Here is a 13,841-nt window from a genome sequence, read left to right as displayed (position 1 = left end):
TTCGGGTGCGTCATCGCGCTTCCGCCGCCCGCTCCATCAGGGCCGTGGAGGACCGGCCGTCGAGGTAGGGCAGCAGGATCGCCTGGCCGCCCCACCGCTGCAGCAGGGCGGCCTCGGGCAGGTCGGCGGCCGCGTAGTCGCCGCCCTTGACCCAGACGTCGGGCCGCAGATCGCCCAGGAGACGCTCGGGGGTGTCCTCGTCGAACACGGCGACCGCGTCGACGCAGGCCAGGGCGCGCAGCACGCGGACCCGGTCGGCGAGCGGGTTGACGGGGCGTCCCTCGCCCTTGCGGCGCCGCACCCAGGCGTCGGAGTTGACGCACACCACGAGGCGGTCGCCGAGCCGCCGGGCGGCCTGGAGGAGGCCGACGTGACCGGCGTGCAGCAGGTCGAAGCAGCCGCCGGCGGCGACCACGGTGCCGTGCGCGGCCCGCACCCGGGCGGCCAGGGCGAACGGGTCGCCGTCGTCGGGCGGGAGCACCGGCGGGGTGTCGGCGGTGGGTACGGCGGAGGCGCCGCCGGCCGCGACGAAGCCGCTCGCCGCGGCCACCGCCCCCTCGACCGCCTCGGCGACCAGGACGCCGTCGGCGAGCAGTCCGGCCGCCGTGGCGGCGAACCGGTCGCCGGCCCCGCAGCTGTCGCCGGGGTGGGTGGCGGGCGCGGGGACGAGCAGCGGGTGCTCGCCGTAGGAGAGCAGGGCGCCGCGCGCGCCGAGGGTGACGGCGACGGCGGCGGCCCGCCACTGCCGTACGAGGGCGGCGGCGCTGTGGGCGGCGGCGTGCAGGTCGCGGCGCGGGATGCCGTCCCGCGGGGCGAGGGCGTGGGCCTCCTTCTCGGCGGGGGTCACCAGCCGCGTGCCGGGTACGGGGGTGCCGCCGCGCGGGTGCGGGTCCCAGACGAGGGGCGGCCGGGCGGCCAGGTCGTCGCGCAGGGCGCAGGCGGTGCCCCGGCCGTAGTCGGAGACCAGCACGGCGGGTGCGCGGCGGACGAGCTCGCGGGCGGCGCCGGTGGCCTCGCGGGTGCGGCCCGTGCCCCGGTCCAGGCGGACCAGCGGGCGGTCCTGCGCGAGGACGCGGGTCTTCTCGGACAGGGGCCCGGTCAGGGGCAGCGGGACCACGGTGAGCCAGGGTTCCAGCAGGCGGCGCAGTTCGCGGCTGGCGGGGTCGTCGCCCAGGCCGGTCACCAGGGTGACGTCCCGGCCGTCGCGCGCGGCGAGCCAGGCGGCGAGCGCGGCCCCGCCGGGCCGGGTCCGCTCCCCGCAGTCGTCGACGACGGGCACGGGCGCGTCGGGCGCGAGCCGCTCGGCGTGGCCGGTGACGTCCCGGTCGAGCAGCGCGTCGCCGACCACGACCAGCGGGGCCTTGCGGTCCATGTCAGCTCCCGCCGCCGTGCCGCCAGGTGCCGCGTTCCACGGCCGCGTCGAACGCCGCGCACACCATGTGCACCGCCACCAGGTGCAGTTCCTGCACGGTCGCGGCGGTCGGCGCGTCGACGCACAGGGACTCGTCGCTGCCGGCGAGCAGCGGGTTGGGCGCCGGGCCGGTCAGGGCCCACACCCGGATGCCGGCCGCGCGGGCCGCGTCGGCGGCGGACAGCAGGTTGGCGCTGGCACCGGAGGTGGACAGCAGCGTCAGCACGTCGCCGGTCCGGCCGTGGGCGCGCACCTGGCGGGCGAACACCTCGTCCACGCCGTAGTCGTTGGCGATGGCGGTGGTGCTGGAGGTGTCGGCGTGCAGGGCGAGCGCGGAGAACGGCGGCCGGTCGTCGCGGTAGCGGCCGACGAGTTCCGCGGTCAGGTGCTGGGCCTGGGCGGCGCTGCCGCCGTTGCCCGCGGCCAGCAGCCGGCCGCCGCCGGTGAGGACGGCCGCGAGGTGCTCGCCCCACCGTTCGGTGACGTGCGCCGAGGCGCGGAACGCGGCCAGGGCGTCCTGGAGTTCGTCGCAGTGCCCGGTGACGGGCGGGTGCACGGTCATCACGCCACCTCCTTGTGCTGAGCGGGTCCGGCGAGGGCCTGGCGGTGGACCTGCTCGACGCCGTCGGCGACGCGCTGCCAGGTGTAGTGGGTCAGGACGCGGTCGCGGCCGGCGCTGCCGTGGCGGCGGCGCAGGCCGTCGTCGGCGAGGAGTGCGCGGACGGCGGCCGCGATCGCCTCGGGGTCCTGCGGCGGGACGAGCCGGCCCGTGGTGCCGTCGGCGACGCTGTCGCGGTGTCCGCCGACGTCGGTGGCGACGACGGGCACACCGCAGGCCATGGCCTCCAGCGGCACGATGCCGAACGGCTCGTAGAGGGGGGTGCACAGCACCAGGTCGGCGCTGCCGGTCAGGGCGGGCATGGCGGCCGGGTCGACCGCGCCGAGCAGCCGGACGCGGCCGGCGACGCCGATGCGCCGGGCGAGCCGCCGCAGCCGCCGGGCCTCGGGGTCGTCGGCGAGCAGCCGGGCGGCGGGGCCGCCGGCGACGACCAGTTCGGCGTCCGGGATCCGGGCGAGGGCCCGGACGGCCTGGTCGTAGCCCTTGCGCGGGACGAGGCGGCCGCAGGCGAGCAGCCGGTGCCGGGCGTCGCGTGCCGGGACGCCGTCGGGCGGCACCCCGGGCCGGAACTGCTCCGCGTCCACCCCGCAGGGCACCACGGACACCCGCCGGGGCGGCACGCCCATCGCGGCCAGTTCCCGTACCTCGTCGGAGCAGGTGGCCAGGACCCGGGCGCAGCCGCGGCCGATCTGCCGTTCCACGCCGACGCGTTCGGGCGGGCTGGTGTCGAGCCGGCCCTGGTGGCGGCGCTTGACGGTGCCGAGGGCGTGGAAGGTCTGCACGACGGGCACGCCGTGCGGGTGGGCGCCGATCCGGGAGGCCATGCCGGACATCCAGAAGTGGGCGTGCGCCACGTCCGGCCGCTCGCGGGCCCAGGCGCGGGCCAGCCAGGCCCCGAAGTCGGGCATGTAGGGCAGGAGTTCGTCCTTGGGGACGGTCCGGGCCGGTCCGGCCGGGACGTGCTCGACGACGGCGCCGCCGGGCAGCGGCACCCGGTCGGGCAGGCCGGCCGCGTCGCGGCGGGTGTAGACGGTCACCTCGTGGCCGCGTCGCGCCAGTTCCTCGCTCAGCCGGGCGACGTACACGTTCTGGCCGCCGGCGTCGACGCCGCCGAGCGCGGCGAGCGGGCTCGCGTGCTCGGACACCATGGCGATCCTCATCGGGCCACCTCCTTCAGCAGCCGCTCCCAGTCGTCCAGGAAGCGGTTGAGCCCGTAGCGGGCGAGCGCCGCCGCCCGGGCTTCCTCGCCGGTCCTGCGCGCGTGGAGCGGGTCGGCGACGAAGTCGCTTACGGCGTCGGTCAGTTCGTCGATCTTGTTGGAGACCACTCCGGCGCCGGGCGGTACGGCCTCGGTGACCTCGGTGGTGGCGAGGGCGACCACGGGCATGCCCAGGTGCATGGCCTCCAGCAGGGACAGGCCGAGGGAGGTCCAGCGCACGGGGTGCACGTAGACGCGGCGGCGGGCCATGCGGGTGTGGAGCTCGGCCTGGGTGAGCTCGTGGGAGCGGCAGCGGCCGGCGGGGATGCCGAGCCGGGCGGCCAGGCCGTCGGTGCCCATGCCGAAGACGTCCAGCGGGGCGGCCTCGGCGAAGGCGGGCAGCAGGTCGGTGCCGGTGGTGCGGCCGCGTCGCAGCGGTTCGTTGACGGCGACGGCGGCGCGCTCCAGGTCCCCGGTCCACAGCGGGCCGGGGTCGACGATGCCGTGCTGGGCGTCGGACCGGCGTCCCACATCAGCCGGTTGAAGTGCGTGACGTGGACGAGGGTGGCGCCGGGGATCCCGGCGGCGGGGTGGCGGGTGTCGGGCACGTCGCCGTGCGGGGCGTTGTGCTCCAGGTGCACCAGCGGCGGGCAGCGGCCCAGCCACCGGTCGACCAGGGCGAGTTCGTGCGGGCGCTGCAGGACGACGACGTCGATGTGCTCGTCGCGCAGCCGCTCGGGCGGCACTTCGACGACGCGGGCGGGCCAGTCCCATGTGCGGGCGCGGCCGAGACCGTCGGGGCCGCGGTCGGGGGTGACGGGGACGACGTAGGTGTGCGGGCCCTGCACGAAGGCGGTGGTCCACGAGCCGTGCACGTGCCACAGCAGGATCCTCATGCCGTCTCCCCCCGCAGCTTCTCGACGGCCGTGACCACGTCCTGCGCGGTGACGGTGTCCAGGCAGGGGTGGCCGGGCACGGGACAGTGCCGGGCCCTGCTGTCCGCGCAGGGCGCGTCCTGGTCGCCGAGCAGCACGTACGGGACGCCGTAGGGGCGCCAGCGTTCGGCGGGCACGACCGGCGCGAACAGGGAGACGACCGGGGTGCCGACGGCGGCGGCGAGATGGGCGGGTCCGGTGTTGCCGGTGACGACGGCGTCCGCGCCCGCGAGGACGCCGGACAGTTCCGCGGCGCCGGTGCGGCCGCCGAGGTCGAGGGCCTGCTCGCCCGCGACGAACGCGGTCAGGTCGCTCTCCCCCGCGCCCCCGGTGACCACCACCCGGTGCCCGGCGGCGGCCAGTTCGCGCACCGCCTCGGCGCAGCGCCCGGGGCTCCAGGCGCGGGCGGGGACGCTGGCTCCGGGGTGCACGACGACGTAGGGGCCGGGCCGGTGAGGCCCGCGGTCGGGGGCGGCGGGAGCACGCGCAGCCGGCCGTCGTCGACCGCGGGGAACCCGGCGGCCTCGGCGAGGTCGAGGGCGGCCTCGGCCTCGTGGGCGTGCGGGGCGCGGTGGTGGCGCACGTCGAGCAGGGAGCCGGGGTAGTCGTCGCTGTCGGCGGCGACGAAGCCGACGCCGGCCAGGCGCAGCAGCAGGGCGGCGGGCAGCGGCGACTGGTGGAAGGAGGTGAGGATCAGCGCGGTGTCGGCGTCGATGGTGTCGATGAGCTGGTCGACCTCGCCGCGGCCGACGGGCGGGGGTGTGAAGCCCACCCAGGGCGCGTCCCACACGAGGAGGTCGTCGACGCCGGGCAGCAGCCGGGCGGCGGGTGCGCCGCGCGGTCCGCACAGCAGCGTGACGGTGTCGGCGCGGGCGGCGACGGCGCGGATCGCGGGGCCGGCGAGCAGGACGTCGCCGAAGCTGTCGAGTCGGGTCACGAGCGCTTTCACCGGCACCTCCCGGGTCCGGGGCCGGTGGTGAAGGCCTCCCGGATGGGCCGCTCGTCGACCAGGACGCGGCCACGCGGCACCCCGTCCAGCACCGCGCGGACGGCGGTGGCCAGGTCGGGGGCGACGTGGTCGCCGGCCGTGACCTCCTCGGGGCGGGTCTGCGCGTTGGGGACGAGAATGCCGTGGGCGCCGGCCCGGCGGGCGGCCTCCACGTCGGCGCCGATGTCGCCGATGACGACGAGGTCGGCGGGGTGGGTACAGACGCGTCCGGCCGCCCACAGCACCATGCCGGGCTGCGGCTTGCGGCACCCGCAGCCGTCGTCGGGGCCGTGCGGGCAGACGGCGAACACGTCGAAGGGGCCGAGGAGTTCGTCGACGCGGCGGTTGACGCGGCGGACGTCGGCCTCGCTGAGCAGGCCGCGCGCGACGCCGGACTGGTTGGTGACGACGCCGGTGGCGATGCCGCGTGCGCGCAGGCGGGCGAGCGCCTCGCGGGCGCCCGCGACGGGGCGGACCAGGTCGGGGTCGCCGTTGTAGGGGACGTCCTCGACGAGTGTGCCGTCCCGGTCGAACAGCACGGCCTTCACGGGATGGTTCACGGGGTCACCTCCTGCCGGGCCGGGACGTGGCGGTGGCGCCAGGCGCCGGACAGCCGGTGCCAGGTCGCGGCGGGCGGGATGAGCACGCTCGTCGCGAGCATGGTCGTCACCTCCTGGCGGGTGCGCGGGCCGGGGACGATGCGGGCCCGGGCGAACTCGGCCGTGCCGGCGGCCCAGCCGAGGGCGCAGGCCGCCGCGGCGCGCGGGCGTCCGGCGACGGCCAGGGCGCACGCGGCGACACCCGCCGTGGTGACGGCGGCGTGCCGGCGGATCCGGCCGCGCGGCGCGGCGGCCTTGTCCCACCAGTCGGGTCCGTGCAGCCGGCGCATCAGCGCGTCGTCGGCGTTGCCGCGCTGCTGCCGCACCGACACCCAGCGGTCGGCGGGGCGCACGGGGTGGCGGGTGGTGCGGCGGCCGCGCCGGATGCGCCAGCCCGCGTCGAGGACGCGCAGCGCGAGGTCGGCGTCCTCGCGGAAGGCCCTCGGGAAGCGTTCGTCGAAGCCGCCGACCTGCTTGAGGGCCTCCGTGCGGCAGGCCATGTCGGCGGTGATCCAGCGGGCCCGGGCGAGTCCGGCCGTGCCGCGCTCCCAGTCGGTGGGGCGGCGTTCGCCGGGCAGGGGCACGGCGATGACGCCCTGGACGCCCGCGACGTGGGGGGCCGCCTCGGTGAGGTCCTCGGCCAGCTGGTCGCACCAGTGCGGCCCGACCTGGACGTCGTCGAGGAAGACGGTCCAGGGCGCGGTCACGGCCCGCAGGCCGGTGTTGCGCGCGGCGGCGGGGCCGCGTCCGCCGCCGGTGAGCACGGTGGTGCGCTCCCGCAGGTCACCGAGGACGCTCAACGGGTGCTCCAGCCCTCCCGGTCCGGGTTCGGGCCGGTCGTCGACGAGGACGACCTGCTCGGGGCGCGGCCCGGTGGCCGCGACGAGGGCGGCGAGACAGTCGGCGAGGGTGTCCCGCACCAGGGTCGGGACCACCACGGCGTAGGCGGTCACGCGGCGCTCCCGTCCCCGGCGAACGCCTGCTCGCGGCGGACCGCGTAAGGGCCGATGGCCAGCAGGCCGACGGGCGCGGAGCCGAAGCACTCCAGGGCGTCGCGCGGGTCGTCGACCATGGGCCGTCCGGCGGTGTTGAGACTGGTGTTGACGACCACGGGGAGGCCGGTGCGCCGCTCGAAGGCGCGCAGCATCCGCGCCACGAGCGGTTCGGAGCGCTCCTCGACGGTCTGGATGCGGGCGGTGCCGTCGACGTGCACGACGGCGGGGATCCGCTCCCGCCAGGCCGGCGCCACGTCGTGCACGAACAGCATGTAGGGGCTGGGCAGCGGGCCGCCGGAGAACAGGTCGGCGGCGCGGTCGGCGAGCACCATCGGGGCGACGGGCCGGAACTCCTCGCGGCCCTTGACGTGGTTGAGGCGCTCCAGGTTCTCGGCGCGGCCGGGGTGGGCGAGCAGGGAGCGGTGGCCGAGGGCGCGCGGACCGTACTCGCTGCGGCCCTGGAACCAGGCGACGACGCCGTCCCGCGCCAGTGCCTCGGCGACCGTCTCGGCGATGTCGTCGGGCCTGTCGTAGGGGATCGCCGCGGTGTCGAGCCGGGCGCGCAGTTCGTCGTCGCTCCAGCCGCGGCCGAGGGCGGCGCCGGGCATGGGGGCGGGCTGCTCGCTCTCCGTCGCGGCGAGATGCAGGGCGCCGCCGAGGGCGGTGCCGGCGTCGCCGGCGGCGGGCTGCACCCACACGTGCCGGTAGGGGCCCTTGGCCACGATCCGGGAGTTGGCGACGCAGTTGAGGGCGACACCCCCGGCCATCGCCAGCGCCTCGCCGCCGGCCTCGCGGTGCAGCCAGTCGACGAGCTCCAGCAGGACCTCCTCCAGGACGGCCTGGGTGCTCGCGGCGAGGTCGGCGTGGTCCTTGTTCCAGGGCTCGCCCGGGGCGCGGGGCGGGGTGAAGGAGGCCCAGTCGACGCCGTGGGCGCGGAAGCCGCCGTGTCCGGTGGGGTGGACGTACTGGCGCAGCCGCGGCAGGAAGCGCGGGGTGCCGTAGGAGGCGAGGGCCATGACCTTGTACTCGTCGCTGCTGCGGAGGAAGCCGAGGTGTTCGGTCAGTTCCTCGTAGACCAGGCCGAGGGAGTCGGGCAGCGTCTGGCCGGCGAGGATGTCGAGCTTGCCGTCGCGGTAGCGGCCGGCCAGGTGGGAGGCGGCCTCGCCGCGGCCGTCGAGGACGAGGACGGCGCTGTCGGGGTGGGGTGAGGCGGGCCCGGCGGAGGCGGCGTGGGCGACGTGGTGGGGGACGAAGACGACCCGGGCGGGGTCGAGGCCGGGCAGGGCCTCGGCGAGGAACTCGGGGGCGCGGCGGGCGTACTCCAGGCGCAGCGGGTCCCAGGGGTCGTCCAGCCCCATGTCGCGGGCGGGCCGGGCGAGCGCCGGGTCGAAGGAGTAGGTGACGGCGTCCAGGTCGGCGGGGCGCAGTCCGGCGTGCTCCAGGCACCAGCGGGCGGACAGCTCGGGCAGTTCCCAGGCGGAGAACGGCAGCGGGCGTTTGCCGTGCTTGCGCCGGCTGAAGCGTTCCTCCTCGGCGGCCGCCACGGTCCTGCCGTCGACGACGAGGGCGGCGGCCGGGTCATGGAACAGGGCGTTGATTCCGAGGATGCGCATGAGCCGGGTGCTCCGTCCCGTGGGGGTGGGAGGACTACGGGGCTGGCGAGTGCCGCGAGTGAGCCGACTTAAACAATTGATGCCTACTGATGGCGAACGTACCGATTTGTCACCCTCGGTAGTTTTGTGGCGGCCGGCCGGGCCGGGGGAAGGGTGGGTGCTCAGGCGGCGGCGGGGCGCGCGAGCCAGTCGATGGTCCGCTCCAGCCCTTCGCTCCAGCCGACCCGGGGACGCCAGCCGAGCCGCTCGCGGGCCAGGCGGGTGTCGGGGCAGCGGCGGCCGGGGTCGTCGACGGGGCGGTCCACGAACCGGACGCGGGAGGCGGAGCCGGTGAGTGCGACGATCCGGCGGGCCAGCTCCAGCATGGAGATCTCGTCGGCGCCGCCGATGTTGACCGGCCCGGTCTCGGCGGAGCCGGCCAGGGCGAGCACGCCGTCCACGGTGTCGTCCACCTAGCACAGGGAGCGGGTCTGCCCGCCGTCACCGGCGACGGTCAGGGGCACGCCGTCCAGGGCCTGCGTGATGAAGGTGGGGACGGCGCGGCCGTCCCCAGTGCGCATCCGGGGCCCGTAGGTGTTGAAGATGCGGACGATGGCGGCGTCCGTGCCGTGGACAGCGCGGTGGACGGTGACCAGGGCCTCGGCGAACCGCTTGGACTCGTCGTAGACGCTGCGCGGCCCGACCGGGTTGACGTTGCCCCAGTAGCCCTCGCGCTGCGGGTGCTCCAGCGGGTCGCCGTAGACCTCGGAGGTGGAGGCGAGGACGAACCGGGCGCCGTCGGCGCGGGCCCGCTCCAGGGCGAGGCGGGTGCCGGTGCTGCCGACCTCCAGGGTCTCCAGCGGCAGCCGCAGGTAGTCGGCGGGCGAGGCGGGGCAGGCGAAGTGCAGGACGAGGCCGAACCGGCCGGGCAGGGCCTGCCATGCCGCGAGGTCGGTGGCGTCGCCGCGCACGAATCGGAAGCCGGGCCGCTGTTCCAGCTCCGCCACGTTCGCCCGGGTGCCGGTGGCGAGGTTGTCCAGGCACACCACGTCGGTGCCGGCATCGAGCAGCCGTGCGCACAGGTGGGACCCCACGAACCCGGCGCCGCCGGTCACCAGGGCGCACCGCCGGATGGTTCCGCCCATGGGCCTCTCCCCTCGCTCGCGCACGCGTGCGTGTGGGGGCGCGGGTAACCAGGTGACCCGACCGGACACTATGAACCGCGCGTATACACGCTGTGTATAGTCCCGGCATGCCTTCTCTGACCAAGAAGATGACGAAAACGGGGACCGCGTTCCGAACGGCCGGGACGCTCGCGGCGGCCGCCGCCCTCACCCTCGCCCTGAGCGGCTGCTCGGGGCTCGACACCACCGCCCCCAGCGCCGTGCGGGCCGATCCGGCAGCCGGCGCCCAGGCGGCCCGGTACGGCGCCGTGGACTGCCGCGAGGCCAAGTGCATCGCGCTCACCTTCGACGCCGGGCCGAGCGAGCATTCCGCGCGGCTGCTGGACATCCTCAAGGAGAAGCAGGTCCCGGCGACCTTCTTCCTGCTGGGCGAGCGGCACATCGAGAAGTACCCGGAGCTGGTGCGGCGCATGGCCGACGAGGGCCACGAGGTGGCCAGCCACACCTGGGACCACAAGATCCTGACCGATCTGGAACCCGAGGAGATACGCGAGGAACTGGAGCGCCCCAACCGGGAGATAGAACGCCTCACCGGCCGCCGCCCCACCCTGATGCGCCCGCCGCAGGGCCGCACCGACGACACCGTGCACGAGATCTGCCGCGAACTCGGCCTGTCCGAGGTCCTGTGGACCGTGACGGCCAAGGACTACACGACCACCGACTCGGACCTGATCGGCCGCCGCGTCCTCGACCAGGCGTCCCGGGACGGGATCATCCTGCTGCACGACATCTACGACGGCACGGTGCCGGCCGTGCCCGGGATCATCGACGCGCTGAAGGAACGGGGCTATGTCTTCGTGACGGTGCCGCAGCTGCTGGCACCGGGGAAACCGGAGCCGGGAACCGTGTACCGGTGAGGGCACCGGCGGCCCGCGTCTGGTACCCACCAGGCCCCCCGATGGCCTGCTCCCCGTGCCCGTCGTCTGGGCCGGGTGGGTGAACCGGGCGCGGGCGGGGCGGGGGGCGGCGCGGGTTCCCTACGATCGTGCCGTGGCGAACATCGAGCTCCAGCGCACGGCCCCGCTCCCCCTCGACGAGGCGTGGCGCCGGATCACGGCGTGGCCCCGGCACGGTGACGTCGTGCCGCTGACGGTGGTCCGGGTGGTCCCGCCCGGCCCGACGCGCGAGGGCACGCGTGTCGTGGCCCGCTCGGGCCTCGGACCGCTGGCCTTCGACGACCCCATGGAGGTGACGCTCTGGCGGCCGCCCACGGACGGCTCCGCGGGCATCTGCCGGCTGGAGAAGCGCGGTCGCGTGGTCCTCGGCTGGGCGGAACTGGAGGTGCGGCCGGGGCCGGGCGGGCGCACCCGGGTGGTGTGGCGGGAGGAGATCCGGCTCCGTTTCCTGCCCCCGCTCTTCGACGGCGTGGTGCGGCGTTCGGCCCGGGCCGTCTTCGGCCGGGCGCTGAACCACCTGCTCCGCCGTCCGTGAGCCCGGGCGGAACGTTTGTCCGGCACGGCCGGTCCCGAAGCCGGCGACCGCAGGGGTACGTGTGGTGACGCGGCGGAGGCCGAGCCCGGCTCGGGCGGGCGGGCAGGTCAGGCGGGGAGGCAGGTCAGGCAGGCAGGTCAGGCAGGCCAGGCAGGTCAGGCAGGTCAGGCGACCGAGTCGATCCGCCGCCCCACCGTGCCCGGCCCGGGCTCGTGGTGGATCGGCGTGTGCGCGCCCGTGAGCGACACCCCGCTGCCGCCGCGCCGCCCGGCGACGATCTCCGCCGCGATCGACAGGGCCGTCTCCTCCGGGGTGCGGGCGCCGAGGTCCAGGCCGATCGGCGAGTGCAGACGGCTCAGCTCCGGCTCGGTGACGCCGACTTCCCGCAGACGGGCGTTGCGGTCCAGGTGGGTGCGCCGGGAGCCCATGGCGCCGACGTACGCCACCGGCAGCCGCAGCGCGAGCCGCAGCAGCGGGACGTCGAACTTGGCGTCGTGGGTCAGCACGCACAGCACCGTCCGGGCGTCGACGTCCGTGCGCTCCAGGTAGCGGTGGGGCCAGTCGACGACGATCTCGTCGGCCTCGGGGAAGCGGGTGCGGGTCGCGAAGACGGGGCGGGCGTCGCACACGGTGACGTGGTAGCCGAGGAACTTGCCGACGCGGACCAGAGCGGAGGCGAAGTCGATCGCGCCGAACACGATCATGCGGGGTGCGGGGACCGAGGACTCGATCAGGACCGTGAGCGGCGCTCCGCAGCGAGAGCCCTGCTCTCCGATCTCCAGCGTGCCGGTGCGCCCGGCGTCCAGGAAGGCGCCCGCCTCGGCCGCGACCGTGCGGTCCAGCTCCGGGTGGGCGCCGAAGCCGCCGTAGCGGGAGCCGTCGGGGCGGACCAGCAGGGCGCGGCCCGTCAGTTCGCCCGGGCCCGACACGATCCGCGCCACCGCCGCCGCCTCCCCTCGCGCGGCGGCGGTGAGCGCGGCCCGGACCACCGGGCGGACCGGATCGGCGGCCCGTACCGGGGTGACCAGGATGTCGATGACGCCGCCGCAGGTCAGACCCACGGCGAAGGCGTCGTCGTCGCTGTAGCCGAAGCGCTCCAGGACGGTCTCGCCGTCCCGCAGCGCCTGCTCGCACAGCTCGTAGACCGCGCCCTCCACACAGCCGCCGGAGACCGAGCCGATGGCGGTGCCGTCGGCGTCCACCGCGAGCGCGGCGCCGGGTTGCCGGGGCGCGCTGCCGCCGACGGCCACCACGGTCGCCACGGCGAAGTCACGGCCCTGCTCGACCCAGCGGTCGAGCTCCTCGGCGATGTCCAGCATCTGTCTCGGTCTCCTTGAGGCTGCGGCGTCGGGGCTTGCGGCGGGGCGTCAGTGGACGCCCAGCCAGCTCTCGATCGGGTTGAGGGCGAAGTAGACGAGGAACACCGCCGTGAGGATCCACATGAAGGCGCCGATCTCGCGCCACTTGCCCTGGGCGGTCTTGATGGCGACGTAGGAGATGACGCCCGCGGCGACACCGGTGGTGATGGTGTAGGTGAACGGCATCAGCACGACCGTGAGGAACACCGGGATGGCGGTGGCGCGGTCGGCCCAGTCCACGTGCCGGGCGTTCATCAGCATCATCGCGCCGATGACGACGAGGGCGGCGGACGCCACCTCCTGCGGCACGATCGCGGTGAGCGGGGTGAAGAACAGGCAGGCCGCGAAGAACAGTCCGGTGACGACCGAGGCGAGGCCGGTGCGCGCGCCCTCGCCGACCCCGGTCGCGGACTCGATGAACACCGTCTGGCCGGAGCCGCCCGACACACCGCCGATCGCGCCGCCGGCCCCGTCGATGAACAGCGCCTTGGACAGGCCCGGCATCCGGCCCTTGTCGTCGGCGAGCTTCGCCTCGGTGCCGACGCCGATGATGGTGGCCATCGCGTCGAAGAACCCGGCGAGCACCAGCGTGAAGACGATCATGCCGACGGTCATCGCGCCGACCTCGCCCCAGCCGCCGAACTCGACGTCGCCGAAGAGCGAGAAGTCGGGCATCGACACGGCGCTGCCGTGCAGTTCGGGAGCGCCCGCGGCCCACTGCTTGGGGTCGATGACGCCGGCGGCGTTGAGGAGCGCGGCGACGACCGTGCCGCCGACGATGCCGATGAGGATGGCGCCCGGGACGTTCCGGGCCTGCAGCATGAAGATCAGCAGCAGGGTGCCGGCGAAGAGCAGGACCGGCCAGCCGGCGAGTTCGCCCGCCGGGCCGAGGGTGACGGGGGTGGCCTCCCCCTGGTGCACGAAGCCGGACTTGTAGAAGCCGATGAGGGCGATGAACAGGCCGATGCCCATGGTGATGCCGTGCTTGAGCGCGAGCGGGATCGCGTTCATGATCATCTCGCGCAGGCCGGTGACGACCAGCAGCATGATGACGACGCCGTACATCACGCACATGCCCATCGCCTGCGGCCAGGTCATCTCGGGCGCGACCTGGGAGGCGAGGACCCCGGAGACGGACAGTCCCGCGGCGAGGGCGAGCGGCACCTTGCCGACGAAGCCCATCAGCAGGGTGGTGAGGGCCGCCGCGAACGCGGTCGCGGTGATCAGGCCCTGCTGCGCGAGGGTGTTCCCGGCCGCGTCCTTGCCGGACAGGATCAGGGGGTTGAGCAGGAGGATGTACGCCATCGCCATGAAGGTCGTGATGCCGCCGCGCACTTCACGGGCGACGGTCGACCCTCTGAGGGATATGTGGAAGTACCGGTCGAGCCAGGACCTGCCGGCCGGGACGCGGGTGCCTTCGCCCGCGTCGTCGGCTGTGGTCCTCGGCTCTACTGACTGCTGGGTCATGTGGGCCTACTCCCAAGGTTCACAGGGGCACCCGCGGCTCGTCGGAGCGACGTGCGGGATTTGG

10 protein-coding genes and 3 pseudogenes are annotated in these 13,841 nt (G+C 75.6%); 2 read left to right on the top strand and 11 right to left on the bottom strand.

Going from position 1 to position 13,841, the window contains the following annotated elements; all coding sequences use genetic code 11:
- Positions 1-10: 10 nt before the first annotated feature.
- The 9 genes and pseudogenes from rfaE2 to CHR28_RS08445 all read right to left on the bottom strand — a co-directional run bounded on the left by rfaE2 (position 11) and on the right by CHR28_RS08445 (position 9,482).
- Positions 11-1,372, bottom strand: coding sequence for a D-glycero-beta-D-manno-heptose 1-phosphate adenylyltransferase (gene rfaE2 / locus CHR28_RS08485; RefSeq protein ID WP_094052881.1), 1,362 nt, complete (start codon positions 1,370-1,372; stop codon positions 11-13).
- Position 1,373: 1 nt separating this feature from the next.
- Positions 1,374-1,973 (bottom strand): D-sedoheptulose-7-phosphate isomerase, encoded by a 600-nt coding sequence (locus tag CHR28_RS08480; protein ID WP_094052880.1) that lies wholly within the window; start codon positions 1,971-1,973, stop codon positions 1,374-1,376.
- Positions 1,973-3,190, bottom strand: a complete 1,218-nt coding sequence (locus tag CHR28_RS08475; RefSeq protein WP_094052879.1) for a glycosyltransferase — start codon at positions 3,188-3,190, stop codon at positions 1,973-1,975. The genes CHR28_RS08480 and CHR28_RS08475 overlap by 1 nt, the downstream gene beginning before the upstream one ends.
- Positions 3,187-4,124, bottom strand: a pseudogene (locus tag CHR28_RS08470) (glycosyltransferase). Before CHR28_RS08470 ends, CHR28_RS08475 begins: the two are co-directional and overlap by 4 nt.
- Positions 4,121-5,112: pseudogene (locus CHR28_RS08465) on the bottom strand (glycosyltransferase family 9 protein). Before CHR28_RS08465 ends, CHR28_RS08470 begins: the two co-directional pseudogenes overlap by 4 nt.
- Positions 5,109-5,711, bottom strand: a complete 603-nt coding sequence (locus CHR28_RS08460; protein WP_179272353.1) for a D-glycero-alpha-D-manno-heptose-1,7-bisphosphate 7-phosphatase — start codon at positions 5,709-5,711, stop codon at positions 5,109-5,111. Before CHR28_RS08460 ends, CHR28_RS08465 begins: the two are co-directional and overlap by 4 nt.
- Positions 5,708-6,703, bottom strand: coding sequence for a glycosyltransferase family 2 protein (locus CHR28_RS08455; RefSeq protein WP_107473115.1), 996 nt, complete (start codon positions 6,701-6,703; stop codon positions 5,708-5,710). The genes CHR28_RS08460 and CHR28_RS08455 overlap by 4 nt, the downstream gene beginning before the upstream one ends.
- Complete coding sequence (locus CHR28_RS08450) at positions 6,700-8,358, bottom strand: carbamoyltransferase family protein (protein WP_094052878.1); 1,659 nt, start codon at positions 8,356-8,358, stop codon at positions 6,700-6,702. Before CHR28_RS08450 ends, CHR28_RS08455 begins: the two co-directional genes overlap by 4 nt.
- Positions 8,359-8,519: 161 nt before the next feature.
- Positions 8,520-9,482: pseudogene (locus CHR28_RS08445) on the bottom strand (NAD-dependent epimerase/dehydratase family protein).
- 107 nt (positions 9,483-9,589) lie between these two features.
- On the opposite strand from CHR28_RS08445, the gene CHR28_RS08440 reads away from it, so the two are divergent.
- Positions 9,590-10,378, top strand: a complete 789-nt coding sequence (locus CHR28_RS08440; protein ID WP_256984165.1) for a polysaccharide deacetylase family protein — start codon at positions 9,590-9,592, stop codon at positions 10,376-10,378.
- Between the two features lie 133 nt (positions 10,379-10,511).
- Positions 10,512-10,952, top strand: coding sequence for an SRPBCC family protein (locus tag CHR28_RS08435; protein ID WP_094052877.1), 441 nt, complete (start codon positions 10,512-10,514; stop codon positions 10,950-10,952).
- A 164-nt stretch (positions 10,953-11,116) separates the two neighbouring features.
- On the opposite strand, the gene CHR28_RS08430 is transcribed toward CHR28_RS08435, so the two are convergent.
- Complete coding sequence (locus CHR28_RS08430; protein WP_094052876.1) at positions 11,117-12,271, bottom strand: XdhC family protein; 1,155 nt, start codon at positions 12,269-12,271, stop codon at positions 11,117-11,119.
- A 48-nt stretch (positions 12,272-12,319) separates the two neighbouring features.
- Entirely contained in the window at positions 12,320-13,777 is a 1,458-nt protein-coding gene (locus CHR28_RS08425; protein WP_094052875.1) for an NCS2 family permease, read from the bottom strand.
- Positions 13,778-13,841 lie beyond the last annotated feature (64 nt).

The organism is Streptomyces sp. XY006 (assembly GCF_002237655.1).
In the GTDB taxonomy this organism is placed as follows: domain Bacteria; phylum Actinomycetota; class Actinomycetes; order Streptomycetales; family Streptomycetaceae; genus Streptomyces; species Streptomyces levis.
The sequence above is the reverse complement of the archived record's forward strand: the minus strand, read 5'-3'. Positions and strand labels throughout refer to the sequence as shown.